The sequence below is a fragment of the Microterricola pindariensis genome (assembly GCF_002936985.1).
In the GTDB taxonomy this organism is placed as follows: Bacteria; Actinomycetota; Actinomycetes; order Actinomycetales; family Microbacteriaceae; genus Microterricola; species Microterricola pindariensis.
In genome coordinates this window covers 56906-76357 of record NZ_MPZN01000006.1, presented here as the reverse complement: position 1 = coordinate 76357, position 19452 = coordinate 56906, and the positions used below count along the sequence as shown (strand labels likewise).

Genomic DNA, 19452 nt, shown 5'->3' with positions numbered 1-19452 from the left:
TCTACTCAGCCGCCCACTTCTCGGCCCAGTAGGAGTCCCAACTGGCGAGAAGTTCCTTGCTCGTCATCTGTCCGATCAGCACCTGCTGCAGCTCGGTGTCTGCCTTGTCGGCCCACTCGGTGAACCAGGCGACGCCGCGCGGCTGCTCGGCGGTGATGTACACGTCCGGGTTCTCGTTCATGTAGAGGTAGCTCGCCCACGCACCGGTCTTGTAGAACGGGTCGTCGGCTGCGCCGGTCAGGATCGGGACCAGGCTGTTCTTCTGCGTGAACTCGATCGAGGCATCGCCGGAGTTCAGGAACTGGATCAGCCGGGCCGACTCGGCCTTGTGCTCGCTGGCCTCTGCCGTGCCCCAGCCGGCCGTCGCGAGCGGCTGGATCGCCTTGCCGCTCGGGCCGACGAGCATCGGCGCCGTGTTCCACTGCTCGGCCGTGATCGCCTTCGACTCGGAGACGGCGGCGATGACCTCCGGGTCCTGCAACAGGAAGCCGGTGGAGCCGTTGGTGAATCCCTCGACCATTTCGGGGTAGCCCCAGGCGACGGATGACGGCGGCGAGGCCTGCTTGAACAGCGTGAGGTAGGTGTCCATCGCGTCGAGCGCCTCCGGTGCGGAGAAGATCGAGTCGCCGTTCTTCAGCCGGTACGCGTTGGTGACGTCGATGTCACCGGCGACGTAGGCCGAGATGGCGAGCACCGCGTTGGTGTAGCCGTTCTTGCCGCCGCGGAACGCATAGCCGTACTGGTTGGCGGCCGGGTCCTGGATGGCGGTGGCCTGTTCGACGATGTCGTCCCAGCTCACCGGGGCGCCGTCGAATCCGGCATCCTTCACCATGTCGGTGCGGTAGAACAGGCTGATGCCGTAGAAGCCGTACGGCACGAAGTACATCTTGCCGCCGGCGGTCGCGACGCTCTGGGCGTTGGGAGTGAGCGAGTCCCAGCCGTCCCAGCCGTCGAACTCGCCGGTCATGTCGCTGAGCCATCCGTTGGCCGAGAAGGGGCCGACGGTGAGGTCGCGCACCTCCAACACGTCGACGCCGGAGCCGGACTGCAGCATCTGCTGGATCTTCTGGTCGGCCTGGTCGGTCGGCGGCGAGATCAGGTCGACGTTGATGTCGGGGTTCTGCGCCTCAAACTCGCCGATGAGCTTGGTGAGCAGTTCGGTGCGGGCGGGGCTGGTCAGGCTCTCGACCAGCTGGAGCGTCACCTTTCCGTCGCCGGCGGGGGCGGAGCAACCGCTGAGCGCAAGAGCAGTCACCAGGCCAAGCCCGAGACCGGCAAGAAGTTTCCGTTTCGTCATGTCTCCTCGTTTCGTAATGCGTGCTGTGGTCCGGGATAGGTGCAAAGGGTGCCGGCGCGAGCTCAACGCTCGGCGTCGCGCGCCCAGTCGCAGAGCGTCGGAACCATGCGCTCAACGAATTCTTCGAAATCTGCTGCGGTGTTGTAGACGTGGGCCGAGAGCCGGAAGTAGCCGACACCGCCGAAACTGGTGAAGGCGCCCTCGATGCCGAACTCGCTGACCACCCGGTTGCGCAGGGCGTCGGCGGTCGGGTGCGAGCCGGCCAGTCCCTCTGGCAGCCGCACCAGACGCAGCGCGCTGACCGGGGAGCCGACGTCGACGCGGTGGTCCTGGCCGGTGCGCTCGGCGAACGCCGTCGCCACGATCTCCTCGGCGTAGTCGGCGAGCTCGCTGATGTAGCGGCGGGCCTGCCCCCAGCCCCAGGTGTCGGCGATGAAGCCGGTCGCCGTCGGCGCGGCCAGGTAGCTGGTGAGGTCGAGCGTGCCCTGGGTGTCGAAGCGCTCCGGGAACTCGAGGGGCGAGCCCCAGGAGTCCACCAGCGGGTAGAGCACGCTGTTGAGCTCGGTGGGGGCCAGCAACACCGCTGTCCCGCGCGGGGCGCAGGCGAACTTGTGCAGGTTGCCGATCCAGAAGTCGCAATCGACGCCCTCGAGGGGGCTGTCGTAGAGGCCGGGCACGTGGGCGCCGTCGACGAGGGTGACGATGCCGCGGGCACGGGCGGATGCCGCGATCTCTGCGACGGGCATGAAGCGCGCGGTCGCCGAGGTGATGTGGTCGATCACGATGAGCCGGGTCTTCTCCGAGCAGGCCGCCATGACTGCGTCGTGTGCCTCGGCCGGCGTCGCGTGCAGCGGCACGTGCGCGGTGACCACGGTGCCGCCGTGGCGGCGGGCCATGCGCTCGGCACCCATCGTGACGGCGCCGTAGCCGTGGTCGGTGACCACGATCTCGGCCCCGCGCTCCATGGGCAGGCTCGAGTAGACGACGGTGGCGCCGGCGCTGGCGTTGGGCACGATGGCCGTGTGCTCGGCGGGCGCGCCGACGAAGTCGGCGATCTCGCGGCGCACGGCCCCGATGCGTTCGGGCAGGAAGCTGAACCACGCCACGGGGTCGGCGTCCATCTCGGCGCGCAGCTCGTTCTGGTGCAGCTGGGCCACGCGCGGCACGGCGCCGAACGAGCCGTGGTTGATGTGCAGCGCACTCTCCGAGAGCGTCCAGGCCTCTGCGGCCGGCGCGCCGCCCGGCAGCGTCAGCGGGCTCGGGGCAAGTGCGGCTGGGAGCCGGCTTGGCGCATTCGTCGAAGTCATCTGAGGTGTCACATCCTTGTGCAGTGCGAGAGCTTGTTTCGACGATTCGCCGACGCCTCGCAAAAAGTTATTGGATGACTTAATGCAAAACGGCGGATGTATGCCGACTCCAAGGAGCATATACACGAAGTCGTCAGATAACTACCCAGTCATTAGATGACTTTCGGGCCGTATGCTGTTCGGTACGTAGCACGACACAGGCCGAGAACACCACTCGCACAAGGAGGCGCACCATCAGCGCGATCGACGATGCATTCCACGGCCTGCGCCAGATGATCGCCTCCGGCGAGCTGCAGCCCGGCCAGCAGTTCCCCTCGGAGGCGCAACTCTGCGACAGGCTCCAGGTCTCCCGCGGCTCGCTCCGCGAAGGTGTGCGCATGCTCGGCGCGCTCGGAGTGATCGAGTCCAGGCACGGCTCCGGCACCTACGTCTCCGCGCTCGAGCCGGCCAACATCATCGGGGCGCTCGGGCTGACCGTCGGCCTGATGCCGCTCGAAGGACTGATCGACATGTTCGAGTCGCGGCGCGTGCTCGAGTCGCACGCGACGTCGCAGGCCGCGGCCAACATGACCGATGCCGTGGCGGCCGAGCTCGGCGGCATCCTCGACGCCCTCGAGCTGGCCACCGAGCAGGAGGAGGCCTCGGACCTGGACGCCCAGTTCCACGAGAGGATCACCGCGCTCGCCCAGAACGCGACGATCGCCGAGCTGCTGCGCGTCTTCCGCTCGCGCTCGCGCTCGTACCAGCTCTTCGACCTGCCGGCCGGGCCGGACATCAAGGCGCAGAGCGACCGCTCCCACCGCGAGATCCTCACCGCGCTGATCGCCCGCGACCCGGCGACGGCCGCGACGGCCGCCGCGTCGCACGTGCTGCAGACGGAGCGCTGGGCCCGGGAGCACCGGCCGGTCGCAACGCCCGGCCCACTCCCGGTCGACTGACCGGGTTAAAGAAAAGGACCCCTCGCGCACCCGCCAGAGCCCGGTTACCCTTGCTACGTTTCCGTCCTGGGGGAATTGGCCTGGATGACGCCACGCGAGGAGTCGTTCCCTACTTTACCGTGTTCGGAGAGCACTCGGTGACACCCTCGATTCCGGCCCGCGGCGCCCTCGTGTCAAAAAGCACTCGATCCATCAGATAAGATTCTCTGAGTCGCTTTCTTTCGAGCAAGCTTCTGGAGAATTCGCCTAGTGGCCTATGGCGCACGCTTGGAAAGCGTGTTGGGTGCAAGCCCTCGGGGGTTCGAATCCCCCATTCTCCGCCACCACAGAAACACAGATCGCGAGCTACAGAACAGATCGCGAGACACAGACAATGTCCAACTTCGGTTGGGCATTTCTGCTTTAAACAGACGAAACGCTCGAGGCGCCGGGCGAATCCCAAATTCCCTCAAGTTCCTTTTCGCCGTCCGCGTCGGCGGGGCGCTCTGCTCGTGCGGCAGAAATTCCCAGACGGCATGGCCTTTCCCGCGCTCGGCCCGACAGCCGGTGTTCGCAGATTCTTCGCCCAAAGCTCATTTGGATGTGTCATCCCGCATACCTGCGTGATGCACTTGTCTCGATTGCGCCGTACGCTCAGGGGTATGCACCGGGGGAATGCAGACGACAACGTGAGCGCTGTGGGGGCGAATACGGTGGTTGTGCGACCCCGCGAGCAGGTGTTCACGCAGTCCGGGCTGGCTGTGACCGCACTGCTCCTGCCCGTGTTCGCGGTGCTCTACTGGCTCACGATTCCCGCCGGCACCTGGCACATCGTCGCACTGGCCAAGCTGATCGCGATCGTCGTCATCGCTCGCTTCGTCGTGATCTACCACCGGGCGAACATCGCCATCTCACCGACCGGCGTGCGCGAGAGCGGATTCACCGGGCTCCGCCGGGAGATCCGCATGGAGGAGATCGAGTCCGTGCTGCTCGTCTCGCTCTACCGTGGCGCCACGGTCGACACGGAGGAGCAGCTCTTCGTCATCGGGAAGGACGGCAGCACCCTGCTGCGGATGCGGGCACGCTACTGGGCCCACGAGGACATCCTCCGCGTCGCGGACGCGATCGAGGCCCCTGCCACGGTCATCAGCAGCCCGCAGACCCTGGACGAGTTCCGGCGCGAGCACTCTCGGCTGCTGTTCTGGTTCGAGCGTCGTCCGCGGCGCAGCCGCGCCTAGTCCGCGACTTCCCCGCGCTCGCCGACCCGAAGACTCACATGACAGCAGATCGCACCCCTCCGCCGAACCCGGATGCCGTCGGCCGCGCACTCCTGCAGGGCTACGCCGAGCGCTGGCGCACCCAGCCGGACGGGGACGCCTTCGCCACGGCATCCAGCATTCTGCAGCCGGTGCTCTGGACCCCCGCCGCCGGCGCCCCGCGGAAGGCCATGCTCAAACTGGCGCGGCCCGGCGCGGCCGGCGACGAGGAGCGCGCGGGTTTCGCCCTGCAGCAGTGGTGGGGCGGCAACGGCGCGGCGATGGTGTTTGAGCGCGGTGACGATGCCGTGCTGCTGGAGCGGGCGCTCGGCCGACGCTCGCTGGCGGCCATGGCCTCCCGGTCATCGGCGGCGGATGACGATCACGCGCTGCGCCTGCTCTGCCAGAGCGTCGCGCGCCTGCACGAGCCGCGCCCGGCCCCGCCGGCGCTGGTCTCGCTCGAGCGGTGGTTCGCGGAGTTGTTCGAGCACGCGGATGCCGGCGGCGCCGGCTACCTGCGCGGCGCCGACCTCGCCGCCGAGCTGCTGGACGAGCCCGGTGACATCGTGGTGCTGCACGGCGACGTGCATCACGGCAATGTGCTCGATTTCGGCGGGCGGGGCTGGCTCGCGATCGACCCGAAGGGGCTCTCCGGCACGCCGGCGTTCGACTATGCGAACATGCTCTGCAACCCCTCGCCGGAGCGGGCCGCCCACCCGGAGGTGCTCGCCCGCCGGGCGGCGACGGTGGCGCTGGCATCCGGGATAGCCGCGGGCACCCTGCTGCGCTGGACCGTGGCCTGGACGGCCCTCTCGGCGACCTGGCATCGGCTCGGTGACGACGCTGCCGCCGCCGCCCGAAAGCTCGCCATCGGCGACACGGCCACCCGCTTGCTGCTCGACGCCTGAGCCGGCTCGGCTGGGCCCCAGTGGCTATGAAGCGGTAGCTCTGCCGACGAGCGGGGCCTCGGCGCTGCTGGAGGGCAGCGCGTGAAAGCCGAGCCGGTCGTAGAAGGCGGCCGCTCCGACGTTCTGCGGGGCGAAACCGAGGTGCAGCCCGGGCACGCCGCGCTCGTGCAGCGCGGCGCGCAGGCCGTCGATCAGCACGCGGCCCAGGCCCTGCCCCTGCGCCTCCGGGAGCAGGTCGATGTGCAGGTGCGCCGGGTAGGCGTCGAGCTCGGCGATGAGCATCCTCTCCGGGTGCAGCCCGGACTCGACGACGCCGGCCTCCGCGGCATCCGCCGGCTGGCCCGCATAGCGCTGGGCGAAGCCCGGCAGCCAGTTCGCCCGGTGCCAACGCACGAAGTCGGCGGTGTCGGCCACCGCGAGCAGGTAGCCGACGGCTCGGTCGCCGGAGGCGACGATGCTCACCAGCTCGGGCGCGTACTCCAGGTACGGTCCGGCGTACACATCGGGCATCAGATCGTCGGAGCTGTACTGGCCGCGCGCGTCGCCGCCAGCGTCGGCGGTGCGCACACAGATGTCATAGACCGCGGCACGGTCACTCGGGCGGTAGGGGCGGATCTCCAGCATCGGTCCATTCTGTCGTGCAGGAGGGGCCGCCCGGTTACCGGCGCTTCCGGGTGCCGAAGATGCCGCCGATCACCGCGGTCAGCACCGATTTGGTCGCGCTCGAGCCCAGCACCTCCTCGAGGACGGTCTTCTGCTGCGTGGTGGAGCGGGCCGTGCCGGAGGTCTTCTTCAGCAGCCGGTCGTACTCGGCCTGCGCCTTCTTCTCGGCCTTCGCCTGCTCGGCTGCGATCGCCGCCTGCGCCGTGGCGTACTCGGCGTCGGCCGCCGCCTTGTCCTCGGCCTGCTGGGCTGCGTCGGCCTTCGCCGCGGCATCCGCCAGCTTGCGGGTGAGGATCTCCCGCGCGGAGTCGCGGTCCAGGGCTGTGCCGTATCTGGCGAGCAGGGGGGATGCCGCGATCACGGCGTCGATGGCGGCGTCCGGAGACGGCGACATCGAGCCCTGCGGCGCGCGCAGCCGGGTCCAGGCGACGGGGCTCGGCGCGCCCTTCTCGTTCATGACGGTGACGATGGCCTCGCCGGTGCCGAGCGTGGTGAGCACCTCGGCGAGGTCGTAGCCGGAGTTCGGGTACGTCGAGACGGTGGCGCGGAGGGCCTTCGCGTCATCCGGGGTGAAGGCGCGCAGCTGGTGCTGCACGCGGGAGCCGAGCTGGGCGAGCACATCGCCCGGCACGTCTTTCGGGGTCTGCGTGACGAAGAAGATGCCCACACCCTTGGAACGGATCAGCCGCACCGTCTGGGTGATCTGGGCGAGGAAGTCCTTGGAGGCCCCGGTGAAGAGCAGGTGTGCCTCGTCGAAGAAGAACACCAGCTTGGGCTTGTCGAGGTCGCCGACCTCTGGCAGGTCGTTGAACAGGTCGGCCAGCAGCCACATCAGGAAGGTGGAGTACAGCGCCGGCTTGTCCTGCACGCCGGGCACCTCAAGCAGGCTGATGACGCCAGAGCCGTCGGCCGCCTGGCGCAGGAACTCGGCGGTGTCGATCTCGGGCTCGCCGAAGAAGACGTCGGCGCCCTGGTCGGCGAAGGTGATGAGCTCGCGCAGGATGACGCCGACCGTCGCGCTGGAGAGGCCGCCCAGTTCCTTGAGCTCGGCCTTGCCGTCGTCGCTGATCAGGTAGGAGAGCACGGCGCGCAGGTCGGTCAGGTCGAGCAGCGGCAGCCCGGACTTCTCGGCGTAGTGGAAGACGAGGCCGAGGCTGGACTCCTGGGTGTTGTTCAGGCCGAGCACCTTGCTGAGCAGCACGGGGCCGAAGCCGGTGACCGTGGCGCGGATCGGCACGCCCCGGCCGACGCCGCCGAGCGAGAAGTACTCGACGGGGAAGCTGTCCGGGGTCCAGTCCTGACCGATGCCGGCGGTGCGCGCGAGCAGTTTGGGGTTGGCCTCGCCGGCCGTGCCGATGCCGGAGAGGTCGCCCTTGATGTCGGCGGCGAACACGGAGACGCCGTGGCTGGAGAGTTGCTCGGCGAGCAGCTGCAGGGTGCGGGTCTTGCCCGTTCCGGTGGCGCCGGCGACGAGCCCGTGCCGGTTGGTCATGGCCAGCGGGATGCGCACCTGCACCTCGGGCAGTGCCTCGCCGTTGACCAGGGCGCCCATCTCCAGCGCCGGGCCCTCGAAGCTGTAACCGGCCCGGATGGTTTCGACGTGCGCGGCGTCCAGCGGGCCCGCCGGCGAAGCCCCGCCGGTTGGGCCTGTCGAAACCCCCGGCGCGGCCGCCTGTGCGGCCTCGGCCGCGGCGAGCGCAGCGGCCGCGGCCTCCTGCGCCTTCCTGATCGCCTCTTCCGCCTGCGCCTGCAGCACCCGGGCTGCCTCGGCGGCGGCGGCGGCCGCGTTCTGCGCTGCCCTGAGCTGATCGGCCGTGGCCGCGTCATCCGTCATGGACACATCCCCTTTGCTCCCCTGTGGTTCCGCGCATGCTGGACTCGGTTCAGCCTGCCCGGGTGGGTGTGCGCTCGTCGAGGCCCCAGGGCTGGTCGTAGCCGCCCTCGTCGAGTGGCCGCGCCATCAGCTCGAGGAAGGGGGCGGCGTCGAAGGCCTCCGGGCCGAGCACCCCGCTGCCCTTCCACACGCCGGTGGCGAGCAGCTCGAGTGCGATCACCGGGTTCATGGCCGTCTGCCAGACCACGCACTGGGCGTCGTACTCGCGCATCGTCCACTCGTTGTCGCTCACGTGGTACAGGTAGACCTCGCGCGGCTCGCCGTCGAGGCCGGTGCCCGTCACCCAGACTCCGGCGCAGGTCTTGCCGGACATGCGCGGACCGATGCTGGCGGGGTCTGGCAGGGCGGCCGCGACGACGTCGCGCGGGGCGACCTCGACGGGGCCCTTGACGCCTGCGGCATCCGCACCGCGCACCCGCAGCGGAACGGTCGAGTCCAGGCCCAGCAGGTGCAGCGTCTTCAGGACCCCGATGAACTCGGCGCCCAGACCGTATTTAAAGGTGACGCGCTTGGCGTCCAGCCAGCGCGGCATCAGCAGCACCTCCTCGTGCTCCACGTTGACGCACTCGACGGGCCCGATGCCCTCCGGGAACACGAAGACCTCCGGCTCGGAGAACGGCGGCGTGGTGAACCAGCCCTCGTCCTTCTTCCAGATCACGGGCGGGTTCAGGCATTCCTCGATGGTGGTCCAGATCGAGAACGAGGGCGCGAACATCTCGTTGCCCTCGTCGTCGCGCACGACCAGGTTGGCTCCGTCCCGGGTGCCCAGCTCGTCGATCTCGCTGAACAGGTGGTCGCTGGCGTACCGGGCGAAGACGTCGCTGAGGCCCGGCTCGACGCCCATGCCGACGAGGGCGAGCTGACCCAGCTTCTGCCAGTCCGGCGCCTGCGCGAACTGGTCGTCGCCGAGCTTGACGCCCGTCTGGCGGTGTGGGTCGGTCGGATGCGGCTCGCTGAGGCTCATGGCCATGTCGAGGTAGTTCGCCCCGGCGGCGAGGGCGCCGGCGAAGATCGTCGGCACGAACTTGGGCTCGACGGCGTTCATCACGTGGGTGATGCGGTGTTCGCGCACGAGGGATTCGACCGCATAGGGGTCGGAGGCGTCGATCTGCTCGGCGCGGAAGCGCTGCGCGGACTCCTCGCCGTGCCTGGCTGCGATCGCGGCGATGGTGCGCTCCGCACGGGACTCGTCGAAGTCGCTCACCACGATCAGCTCGTAGAAACTGCGGCGGGCCGCGATCTTGGCGATGGCGTCGCCCACTCCCCCCGCGCCGACCAAGAGGATGCGCATGCCGCCCGAGACCACCCTGTCATCGTTCATGCTCCGACGTTAGCGCGTGGGGCGGCCCCGCTCTAGAGCCGAAGGGCCCCTCTTCCGGTCAGGGTGAGGCGTGCCCGGTGGCCCGGCTCCCGGCCCGGCTGTGCGCCCGCGCCAGCCGCTCCGCCTCCAGCCAGCGGGCGCTGAACGCCCAGAGCAGCAGCACGACGCCGGCGCCGATGAGCGCCCCGCCGACGGTGTCGCTCAGCCAGTGCGCCCCGAGCAGCGTGCGACTCCACGCCATCAGCAGCACGTAGGCCACCCCGGCGATGCGCACCCACACCACGGGGAAGAGCACGGAGAGCGTCACCGCGATCACGGCGGCGTTGGCGGTGTGCCCGGAGGGGAAGGAGCCGAAGTCGGAGTGCACCAGGATGTCCTCCGGCCGCGGCCGGGCGAAGAGGTGTTTGAGCAGTTGCACGCCGAGTGTGCCGGCGAGCGCCGCCGCGACCGAGAACAGCGCGGCCCACGGCCGCCGGAGCAGCAACAGCAGCGCGACGATCGAGAGCGGCACGACGAGCACCGCCACGATGCCGCCGCCGAAGGAATTGAGGAAGAGCGCGAGCCCCGCGGTGAACGGCGAGCGCATCGACACCATGAGGCTCTGCCACGCCGCGTCGATCGCGAGCGGCGCGCCGCCGTTCAGCAGCGTGATGCCCGCGCCGAGCAGCACCGCGAGCAGAACCGCGGCGGCACCGACGATCAGCGGGCGACGCCGGGGACTGTGTGTGCGGATGCCGCTCGCTGCCGTCATGGGCCTACGCTATCGCGGCCGCCTAGGCCGAGAGCGCAGGAACCGTGCGCGGGCGCACGATCCACCAGAGCGCAATGATCGCGATCAGCGCGGTGACGGCCATGACGCCGCCCATCGGCAGTGCGGTGCTGACGCCGAGCATCCCGACGATGGGCGAGACGACCCCGGCGAGGCCGAAGTTCACCGCGCCGAGCAGCGAGGCGGCGGTCCCGGCCTCCTGGCCGTGGCCGTTCAGCGCGATCACCTGCACGCAGGGGAAGCTGAAGCCGCACATGGTGATGAAGAACCAGAGCGGGACGATCGTGCCCCAGAGTCCGGCGCCTGTGACATCCAGGACCATGATGGCGATGCCGAGCAGGAGCATCATCGAGGTGGTGATGGCGAGGATCCACTGCGGGGCGAGCACGGTGCGGATGAGGCGCGAGCTCGTCTGCACGCCGATGATCACGCCGATCGAGTTCGCCCCGAACAGCAGGCCGTACTGCTGCGGGGTGAAGCCGTGCACCTGTTGGAAGAGGAACGCCGAGGAGGAGAGGTAGGAGAACAGGCCGGTGAAGACCATGCCGCCGACGATCGCGGTGCCGACGAACACCCGGTCGGAGAGCACCGCCTTGAACCGCGCGCCGACGGAGGCGTGCGCGCTCTGCACCGGGCCGCCCTTCGGCCGGGTCTCCACGATCCACAGCCAGACGGCGAGCACGACGACGGCGCCGTAGGCGGCGAGCACCCAGAAGATGCCGCGCCAGTCCATCACGAGCAGCAGCTGCGAGCCGATGACGGGGGCGAGCACCGGCGCGAGGCCGTTGACCAGGGCCAGCCGGGAGAGCATCTTGACCAGGGGCTTGCCACCGAACAGGTCGCGCACCATGGCCATGGCGACCACGCCGCCGGCCGCGGCGCCGAAGCCCTGCAGCACGCGGAAGACGCCGAGCACGAAGATGTCGGATGCCATGGCGGCACCGACACAGGCGAGGATGTGCACCAGCGTCGCCAGGATCAGCGGCAGCTTGCGGCCGACCTTGTCGCTCCACGGCCCGACGATCAGCTGGCCGAGGCCGAAGCCGATCATGGTGCCGGTGAGGGTGAGCTGCACGGCGGCCGCCGAGACGCCGAGCTCGCTCTCCAACACGGGGAAGGCCGGCAGGTAGAGGTCGATCGTGAACGGGCCGAGCGCGGTCAGGGCGCCGAGCACCAGGATGTAGACGAGCCGCTGCCGGGGGCTGAGCGCATCGCCCGGGTGGGCGTGCCGGGGCAGGCGGATCGAGGCGGTGTCGTCGGGGCGGATGATCGGGATGCTGGCGGTGCTGGTCACAGGCGTGTCCTTGGAGGTGGCGGAGTGTCGGCGGGCGGCAGGGCTGCGCGCCTGCCCGATCGGCGACCCCTGGAGCCCGGGCCGTGCGCAGCCGTCGAATCGATTCGACACGGGCGACTGTGCAATGTTACCGGATGCCCGGGCGCCGGTTTCGACAGGCCTACCCGGCGGGGGCGGCGACGCTGGCTGGGTCCTCGAGCACGGGCTTGAAGGCCAGCAGTGCGGCCCCGACCACGAGCAGCTCGTTGCCCAGCTCGGCCCGGCCGAAGCGCACCCCGTCACCGGCCCCCGGCAGGGCGCTGCGCGAGACCGCCCCGCTCAGGCGCTCGGGCGCGACCGCGTACAGCGTGCCGAGGAACCCGCCGAGCAGCACCAGCTCGGGGTTCAGGGCATTCACGATGTTGCGCAGCGCGATGGCCAGGAAGCCGCTCTGCCGCTCGAGGAGGGCGGCGACGGCGGCATCCGGACCCTCTGGCCGGGCGAGGTGGGCGAGCAGGGTCTCCTCCAGCTCCTCGCTGCGGGTGTTGTCGAGCCCGAGCAGCGCCAACAGCGGCGCGCGCCGCACCTCGGTCTCGAGGCAGCCGCTCGCGCCGCAGTGGCACGGCGATCCGGCCGAGTTCACGAAGGTGTGCCCGAACTCGCCGGCATAGCCGGCCGCGCCCTCGAACAACTGGCCGTCGAGCGCGATGCCGCCGCCGATGCCGCTGGCCCCGCCGTTCAGGTAGACCAGGCCGCGGGCGCCCCGACCGGCACCGTACTGGCTCTCGGCGACGACTCCGGCGGAGGCGTCGTTCGCCGCGGTGACCGGCAGCTGCAGCTCCGCGGCCAACATCTCGGCGATCGGGACGTCGCGCCAGCCGAGGTGTGGCGCGAGAATGACGACGCCGTCCGACGCGCGCACCAGTCCGGGCACCGCCAAGCCGACGCCCACGAAGCGCGTGGAGGCGCCCAGCTCGCCGCGCATGCCGGCGACGGCGGCCGCCACGATCGCGACCACCTCTTCTGCGCTCGGCGCCGCGGCGGTGTCGTGGCGGATGCGCGAGAGCACCCGGCCGCTCAGGCCGACCAGTGCGATCGTCACGGCGTCGATCTCGGGGTTGACCGCGATCGCCACGACATCCTCACGCGGCACGATCACCGGACTGGGCCGCCCGGCCAGCTTGGTGGCGCTGGGCTCCGCCTCGTCGACGAGCCCGAGCTCGACCAGCTCGGCGACGAGGGCGCCGATGGTCGAGCGGTTGAGGCCGGTCGCCCGCGTGAGCTCGGCCCGGGAGACCCGGCCGCGCGCGTGGCTGATCCCGAGCACGACGGCCAGGTTGTTGCGGCGCACGTCGTCGAGGTTGTTGCCGCGCCGCGCCGGCCGCGAGGAGTCAGCAGCTGGGATCTGCGCCACGAATTGCTCTTCTCTCGTTCGACGCCGAACCGCACCCGCCGTCGATTTGATGTCTTCAGCAACATAATAGGCGCGCCCGACCCCGCGCGGCGGCCGCCGCGCCCGGCGCACTCCGGGCTGGCCCGCACACACGGCTGGCGTTTTCCCGGCAGATCTGTAATATGTGGTTTATCCAAACAAATCACCAATGAAGCTGAGGACACGCCATGACCCCCACCCCCACCCGTGCCGACAAGTTCTCCTTCGGGCTCTGGACGATCGGATACAACGGCACGGACCCCTTCGGCGGCCCGACGCGCCCCCACCTGGACGTCGTCGAGGCCGTGACCCGGCTGAGCGAGCTGGGTGCCTACGGGCTCACCTTCCACGACGACGACCTCTTCGCCTTCGGCTCGAGCGATGCCGAGCGCCAGAAGCAGATCGACCGGCTGAAGCAGGCCATGGCCGACACCGGCATCATCGTGCCGATGGTCACGACCAACCTGTTCAGCGCGCCCGTCTTCAAGGACGGCGGCTTCACCTCCAACGATCGCGCCGTGCGTCGCTTCGCGCTGCGCAAGGTGATGCGCAACCTCGACCTGGCCGCCGAGTTGGGCGCCAAGACCTTCGTCATGTGGGGCGGGCGGGAGGGTGCGGAGTACGACGCCGCCAAGGACATCGGGGCCGCGCTGGAGCGCTACCGCGAGGCCGTCAACCTGCTCGGCGACTACGTCACGGACAAGGGCTACGACATCCGCTTCGCCATCGAGCCCAAGCCGAATGAGCCGCGCGGCGACATCCTGCTGCCGACGCTCGGCCACGCCATCGCGTTCATCAACACCCTGGAGCGCCCGGAGCTGGTCGGCGTGAACCCCGAGGTCGGCCACGAGCAGATGGCCGGGCTCAACTTCACCGCCGGCATCGCGCAGGCCCTCGATGCGGGCAAGCTCTTCCACATCGACCTCAACGGCCAGCGTGGCATCAAGTACGACCAGGACCTGGTGTTCGGCCACGGCGACCTGCAGAACGCGTTCTCGCTGGTCGACCTGCTGGAGCACGGCGGACCGGACGGCGGCGCGGCCTACGATGGCCCCCGCCACTTCGACTACAAGCCGTCCCGCACCGAGGACATCGACGGCGTCTGGAGCTCGGCGGCCGCGAACATGCGCATGTACCTGCTGCTCAAGGAGCGCGCCGTCGCCTTCCGTGCTGACCCCGAGGTGCAGGAGGCGCTGGCCGCCGCGAAGGTGGCCGAGCTGTCGGCGCCGACCCTCGGCGCCGGCGAGGGCTACGACGACCTGCTGGCCGACCGCGCCAGCTACGAGGACTTCGACGCCGACGCCTATTTCGGCGGCAAAGGCTTCGGCTTCGTGCGCCTGCAGCAGCTCGCGATGGAGCACCTGCTGGGCGCGCGCGGATAAAAAGGCGCTGCGCGCCTTTTTATCCGCGCGCGAAAGGCGGCAGCCCCTGCCCCGGCCCACACCCGTTGCCCCACCGAAAGGACCGCCATGAACCTCGTCGCCGGCGTCGACTCCTCCACCCAGAGCTGCAAGGTCCTGATCGTCGATGCCGATACCGGGCACATCGTGCGCAGTGGCCGGGCGGCGCACCCGGACGGCACCGAGGTCGATCCGGAGGCGTGGTGGCTGGCACTGCTCGAGGCCCTGGCGGATGCCGGCGGCCTCGCCGACGTGAGCGCGATCTCGGTCGGTGGGCAGCAGCACGGCATGGTCGCGCTGGATGTGGGCGGGTGCGTCATCCGCCCCGCCCTGCTCTGGAACGACACCCGCTCGGCCGCCGCCGCCGAGGCGCTCACCGCGCAGTTCGGCGCCGAGGAGTACGCGGAGCGCACGGGGGTGGTGCCAGTGGCCTCGTTCACGGCGAGCAAGCTGCGCTGGCTTCGCGACGTGGAGCCCGGCAACGCCGCCCAGGTGGCCGCCGTCGCCCTGCCACACGACTGGTTGAGCTGGCGCCTGCGCGGCTACGGGCCCGAGGGCTCCGCGCCGCTGGGGCCGATGCTCGACGAGCTCTGCACCGACCGCTCGGATGCCAGCGGCACCGCGTACTGGTCGCCGATCACGAACGACTACGACCGCGAGCTGCTCCTCGCCGCGCTCGGCCACGACGCCGTGCTGCCGCGGGTGCTCGCCCCCGACGAGAGCGGCGGAGAGGTGCACGCCTCCGTGCTGGGCGCGAGCTCCGACGCCACGCCTATCGTGCTCGGCCCCGGCGCCGGCGACAACGCCGCGGCCGCGTTCGGGCTGGGCGCGCGCAGCGGCGACGTGGTCGTCTCGATCGGCACCAGCGGCACCGTCTTCGCGGTCACCGACAGGCCGAGCCGCGACGCCACCGGCACCGTGGCCGGCTTCGCCGACGCGAGCGGCGCCTACCTGCCGCTCGTCGCCGCGCTGAACGCGGCCCGCGTGCTCGACGCCGTTGCCGGGCTGCTCGGCATCGACCACGACGAGCTCGGCCGGCTGGCCCTCGAGGCGGAGCCCGGTGCCGGCGGCGCTGTCCTGGTGCCGTGGTTCGAGGGCGAGCGCACCCCGAACCTGCCGGGCGCCACCGCGGGCCTCTCCGGGCTGACCTTGGCCAACACGACCCGCAGCTCCGTGGCCCGCGCCGCGATCGAGGGGCTGCTCTGCGGGCTCGCCGACGGGCTGGAGGCCGTGCTCGGCCAGGGCGTCCAGGCCCGCCGGCTGCTGCTGATCGGCGGCGCCGCCCAGAACCCCGCCGTGCAGGCGATCGCCGCCCAGGTCTTCGCGCTGCCCGTCGTCGTGCCCACGCCGGGCGAGTATGTCGCCATCGGCGCCGCGCGGCAGGCCGCCTGGGTGCTGGCCGGCGGCGCAGCGCCGGAGTGGCCGCTCGCGACCGTCGCAGCCCCCGCGGTCGATCACCGCCCCGTCATCCGCGCGCAGTACGCAGTGGCGCGCGACGAGCGCGCCGCCGCCCTGCTGTAGCGCCGCATGAGGGAGCGCTCTCCGAACGTTATGAAATCGATACTGAGAATTTCTCGGGAATCCTGCGCCCGGCGTTTTTTCGGAGCAACATTTCTATTTGCCACCATTCGACGTGGAAGGTGACCCCGCAAGGGCTACAACAGCACCGCATAGAAGGGCAGAGAGATGAAGAAATCTTCATTGATCTCGTTAGCCGCCGTTGCGAGCGTCTCAGCATTGATGCTCGCAGGCTGTTCGAGTTCAGGGGGTGGTGGCGGGAGCAGCGACACGGCTTCGCCTGCAGCCGACTCACGGGCCTGCGTGATCCTGCCGGATGCCGCGTCCTCACCGCGCTGGGAGGGCATGGACCGCCCGGCCCTCGAGAAGGCCTTCACCGACGCCGGCTTCGAGGCCGACATCCAGAATGCCCAGGGCGACACCAGCAAGTACGCGACCATCGCCGACCAGCAGCTCAGCAAGGGATGCGGCGTGATGGTCCTCGTTGACTACAACGGCGCCGCCGTCTCCGTGGCCGCGAAGGCGAAGGGCGAGGGCATCCCCGTCATCGCCTACGACCGCCCGATCGAGGGCGCCGACTACTACGTCTCCTTCGACAACGAGAAGGTGGGCGAGCTTGAGGGTCAGTCGATCGTCGACGGCCTGAAGGCGGAGGGCAAGGACCCGGCCACCGCAGTGGTCGTCTACATGGGCGGAGACCCGGCCGACGGCAACGCGAAGATGTTCCACGACGGCGCCGACACGGTGATGTCGGCCGTCGGCATCAAGCCGGCCCAGGAGCCCCCGGGAGTCTGGGACGGCGACAAGAGCGCGACGAACTTCGAGCAGGCCCTGACCGCCCTCGGCGGCAAGGTCGACGCGGTCTGGGTCGCCAACGACACCAACGCCGCCGGCGTCATCACGATCCTCGACAAGAACGGTCTGAAGGTCCCGGTCTCGGGCCAGGACGCCTCGGTCGCCGGATTGCAGAACGTGCTGCTCGGCAAGCAGACCGCGACGGTCTGGAAGCACGTCCCCGATGAGGCCGACGCCGCGTCCACCCTCGCCGTGGCGCTGCTGAACGGCGAGACCCCCACCGTCGACAAGACGCTCGACGACGGCACGCCGTACATCGCCGTCACCCCGGTGCTCGTCGGGCCGGACATGGTGAAGGACGTCGTCGCCGCCGGCGACGCCACCGCCGCCGAGCTCTGCACCGGCGAGGTCGCCGCGGCCTGCGCCACCTACGGCGTGGAGTAGCCGGCAACAACCAGAAGGATCGGAGGGGCCGCGCCAAGCCGGCCCCTCCTTTCCCTCTCCCTGTCAACGTCGACATGCCGGGAGGACGACCCATGGCTGAGGCACCAATCATCGAACTGACGAACATCGTCAAGAGTTTCGGCCCCGTCAGCGTGCTGAAGGGCGTGAACCTCCGGGCCTACCCCGGCAAGGTGACCGCCCTGGTCGGCGACAACGGCGCGGGCAAGTCCACTTTGATCAAGGGGCTCGCCGGGGTGCAGCCCTACGATTCCGGGGAGGTGCGCTTCGCCGGCGAGGCGGTGCACCTGCACTCGCCGCGGGAGGCGTCCCGGCTCGGCATCGAGGTGGTGTACCAGGACCTGGCGCTCTGCGACAACCTCGACATCGTGCAGAACATGTTCCTCGGGCGCGAGGAGCTCGGCTTCGGCACCTTCGACGAGGGCCTGATGGAGCGCGAGGCGGCGGAGACGCTGCGTCAGCTCTCGGTCAGGACGGTGAGTTCGGTGCGGCAGAAGGTGTCCTCCCTCTCCGGCGGGCAGCGCCAGACGGTGGCGATCGCGCGCTCCGTGCTGAAGAAGGCGAAGGTGGTCGTGCTCGACGAGCCGACGGCCGCCCTCGGCGTCGCGCAGACGGAGCAGGTGCTCGAGCTCGTCGGCCGGCTCGCTGAACAGGGGGTCGCCGTCATCCTGATCAGCCACAACCTCGCGGATGTGTTTGCCGTCGCCGACTACATCAGCGTGCTCTATCTCGGCCAGATGGTGGCATCCGTCAAGGCGGAGGACACCAACCGCGACGACATCGTGGGCTACATCACCGGCAGCAAGACGTACAACGGGGTGCAGGCATGACCATCGGGGCGCCCAGCCAGGCGCCGGACCCGACCCCCACCGACGTGCTCGCCACCCGCAGCACCGCCGAGCTGATCGGAAGCGGGCAGGAGGGCACTGTGATGGATCAGGCCCGTGCCTACCTGCAGCGGGTGCGGCACGGCGAGATGGGGGCGCTGCCCGCGATCGGCGGCTTCGTCGTGCTGAGCATCATGTTCGCGATCCTCAGCCCGTTCTTCCTGACGGAGCGCAACTTCGCCAACCTGCTCACCCAGGCTGCGACGCTCGTGATGCTCGGCATGGCGCTCGTCTTCGTGATCCTGCTCGGCGAGATCGACCTCTCCGCCGGCGTCACCTCGGGCCTGACGATGTGCATCTTCGTCGTGCTGGTGAACGTGAACGGCTTCAACTGGATGCTCGCCCTGTTGATCGCGCTGCTGACCGGTGTGGCCATCGGAACGTTCATCGGCTTCTTCGTCGCCCGGGTCGGCATCCCGTCATTCGTCGTGACGCTCGGCCTGTTCCTCGGGTTCCAGGGGCTCGAGCTGATCATCATCGGCAGCGGCGGCCTGTACCGCGTGCAGACGCCGGAGATCCTCTCGATCATGAACGCCAACATGCCGGTCTGGGCGGGCTGGGCGATGCTCGCGGTGATCCTCGCCGTCTCGCTCGGCACCTCCCTCTGGGACCGAGCCAGACGCACCCGCGCGGGAGTGCCGAACCGCACCATCGCGCTGGTCTGGATCAAGCTGGGCGTGATCCTCGTGATCGGCGGCGTCGTCGTCGCCCTCCTCAGCAACGACCGAGGCACCGGCTTCAAGCCGGTGTCCGGTGTGCCGATCGTGGTGCCGATCACGCTGGCGATCCTCTGGGCCGGAACCTTCGTGCTCGACCGCACCAAGTTCGGCCGCTACATCTACGCGGTCGGCGGCAACGCAGAGGCAGCCAGGCGCGCCGGCGTCAAGGTGGTGCTCATCCGCTGGACGGCGTTCATCGTGTGTTCGACGCTCGCCGTGATCTCCGGCCTGTTCAGCATCTCCAAGGTCGGCTCGGTGGATGCCGCGGCAGGTCGCGACATCGTGCTGAGCGGTGTCGCGGCGGCCGTCGTCGGCGGGGTGAGCCTGTTCGGCGGGCGCGGCCGCCTGTTGCACGCCGCGATCGGCGCCCTTGTGATCGCCGTGATCACGAACGGGCTCGGCCTGCTGAACCTGCCGGCCGGCGTCAACTACGTCGTGACCGGCGCGGTGCTGATTCTCGCGGCCACGGTCGACGCCGTGTCGCGGGTGCGCGCCGGCGGCTCGCTCACAAGACGCTGACGGGCCGGGGAGCCCGGCCTCGAATAATTCCGCGCTGGTGGCGGCGGCGAAACGGCGCCACCTGAGGTGGCGCCGTTTCGACGGATGTGTTGCGAGCCGGGGCAGGATGCCGCCG

General features: G+C 70.0%; 17 protein-coding genes, 1 tRNA gene and 1 other RNA gene. 9 read left to right on the top strand and 10 right to left on the bottom strand.

Translation table 11 applies throughout. The features are described from left to right. Nucleotide 1: 1 nt before the first annotated feature. Together GY24_RS03470 and GY24_RS03465 are read right to left on the bottom strand one after the other, a co-directional pair. Nucleotides 2–1297 carry an ABC transporter substrate-binding protein gene (locus GY24_RS03470; RefSeq protein WP_104474377.1) on the bottom strand — a complete coding sequence of 432 codons (1296 nt, stop codon included), beginning with the start codon at nt 1295–1297 and terminating at the stop codon, nt 2–4. 62 nt (nt 1298–1359) lie between these two features. Then, nucleotides 1360–2604, bottom strand: a complete 1245-nt coding sequence (locus GY24_RS03465; RefSeq protein WP_104474376.1) for an aminotransferase class V-fold PLP-dependent enzyme — start codon at nt 2602–2604, stop codon at nt 1360–1362. A 233-nt stretch (nt 2605–2837) separates the two neighbouring features. Here GY24_RS03465 and GY24_RS03460 point away from each other — a divergent pair, with 233 nt between their 5' ends. Continuing rightward, nucleotides 2838–3542, top strand: a complete 705-nt coding sequence (locus GY24_RS03460; protein WP_104474375.1) for a FadR/GntR family transcriptional regulator — start codon at nt 2838–2840, stop codon at nt 3540–3542. 10 nt (nt 3543–3552) lie between these two features. Here the strand turns inward: GY24_RS03460 and ffs are convergent. Continuing rightward, an RNA gene (ffs, locus tag GY24_RS03455) (signal recognition particle sRNA small type) lies at nt 3553–3649 on the bottom strand. 128 nt (nt 3650–3777) lie between these two features. Here ffs and GY24_RS03450 point away from each other — a divergent pair. From GY24_RS03450 to GY24_RS03440, 3 genes are all read left to right on the top strand, one after another. After that, nucleotides 3778–3865 (top strand) — tRNA-Ser (locus GY24_RS03450). Between the two features lie 369 nt (nt 3866–4234). Further along, on the top strand, nt 4235–4759 hold the full coding sequence (locus tag GY24_RS03445; protein WP_133161092.1) for a hypothetical protein: 525 nt from the start codon (nt 4235–4237) through the stop codon (nt 4757–4759). A 38-nt stretch (nt 4760–4797) separates the two neighbouring features. After that, on the top strand, nt 4798–5685 hold the full coding sequence (locus tag GY24_RS03440) for an aminoglycoside phosphotransferase family protein (protein WP_104474373.1): 888 nt from the start codon (nt 4798–4800) through the stop codon (nt 5683–5685). Between the two features lie 24 nt (nt 5686–5709). Here the strand turns inward: GY24_RS03440 and GY24_RS03435 are convergent, their stop codons facing one another. The 6 genes from GY24_RS03435 to GY24_RS03410 form a co-directional block, all read right to left on the bottom strand. Then, complete coding sequence (locus GY24_RS03435) at nt 5710–6309, bottom strand: GNAT family N-acetyltransferase (protein WP_104474372.1); 600 nt, start codon at nt 6307–6309, stop codon at nt 5710–5712. Nucleotides 6310–6343: 34 nt separating this feature from the next. Beyond that, a complete protein-coding gene (locus GY24_RS03430) occupies nt 6344–8182 on the bottom strand; it encodes a helicase HerA-like domain-containing protein (protein WP_104474371.1) in 1839 nt (612 codons plus the stop codon). Between the two features lie 49 nt (nt 8183–8231). After that, on the bottom strand, nt 8232–9533 hold the full coding sequence (locus GY24_RS03425; RefSeq protein ID WP_104474398.1) for a saccharopine dehydrogenase family protein: 1302 nt from the start codon (nt 9531–9533) through the stop codon (nt 8232–8234). Nucleotides 9534–9621: 88 nt separating this feature from the next. Then, nucleotides 9622–10314, bottom strand: coding sequence for a phosphatase PAP2 family protein (locus GY24_RS03420; protein ID WP_104474370.1), 693 nt, complete (start codon nt 10312–10314; stop codon nt 9622–9624). A 22-nt stretch (nt 10315–10336) separates the two neighbouring features. Next, entirely contained in the window at nt 10337–11569 is a 1233-nt protein-coding gene (locus GY24_RS03415; RefSeq protein ID WP_407662144.1) for a multidrug effflux MFS transporter, read from the bottom strand. A gap of 217 nt (nt 11570–11786) precedes the next feature. Further along, on the bottom strand, nt 11787–13019 hold the full coding sequence (locus tag GY24_RS03410; protein ID WP_233279176.1) for an ROK family protein: 1233 nt from the start codon (nt 13017–13019) through the stop codon (nt 11787–11789). 206 nt (nt 13020–13225) lie between these two features. On the opposite strand from GY24_RS03410, the gene xylA reads away from it, so the two are divergent. Next, on the top strand, nt 13226–14419 hold the full coding sequence (xylA, locus tag GY24_RS03405; RefSeq protein ID WP_104474369.1) for a xylose isomerase: 1194 nt from the start codon (nt 13226–13228) through the stop codon (nt 14417–14419). A gap of 87 nt (nt 14420–14506) precedes the next feature. Then, the gene (gene xylB / locus GY24_RS03400; protein ID WP_104474368.1) at nt 14507–15958 is read left to right on the top strand and encodes a xylulokinase; all 1452 of its coding nucleotides are present in this window, start codon (nt 14507–14509) and stop codon (nt 15956–15958) included. A gap of 134 nt (nt 15959–16092) precedes the next feature. On the opposite strand, the gene GY24_RS18005 is transcribed toward xylB, so the two are convergent. Then, nucleotides 16093–16302 carry a hypothetical protein gene (locus tag GY24_RS18005; protein ID WP_231919270.1) on the bottom strand — a complete coding sequence of 70 codons (210 nt, stop codon included), beginning with the start codon at nt 16300–16302 and terminating at the stop codon, nt 16093–16095. On the opposite strand from GY24_RS18005, the gene GY24_RS03395 reads away from it, so the two are divergent. From GY24_RS03395 to GY24_RS03385, 3 genes are all read left to right on the top strand, one after another. Beyond that, nucleotides 16301–17194, top strand: a complete 894-nt coding sequence (locus GY24_RS03395; RefSeq protein ID WP_233279175.1) for a sugar ABC transporter substrate-binding protein — start codon at nt 16301–16303, stop codon at nt 17192–17194. The two genes, GY24_RS18005 and GY24_RS03395, sit on opposite strands and share 2 nt — an antisense overlap. A 92-nt stretch (nt 17195–17286) precedes the next feature. Continuing rightward, nucleotides 17287–18042: an ATP-binding cassette domain-containing protein gene (locus GY24_RS03390; protein WP_104474366.1), complete on the top strand. Its 756-nt coding sequence runs from the start codon at nt 17287–17289 to the stop codon at nt 18040–18042. Beyond that, nucleotides 18039–19337 carry a sugar ABC transporter permease gene (locus GY24_RS03385; RefSeq protein WP_202972904.1) on the top strand — a complete coding sequence of 433 codons (1299 nt, stop codon included), beginning with the start codon at nt 18039–18041 and terminating at the stop codon, nt 19335–19337. Before GY24_RS03390 ends, GY24_RS03385 begins: the two co-directional genes overlap by 4 nt. The last annotated feature ends 115 nt before the right edge of the window (nt 19338–19452 follow it).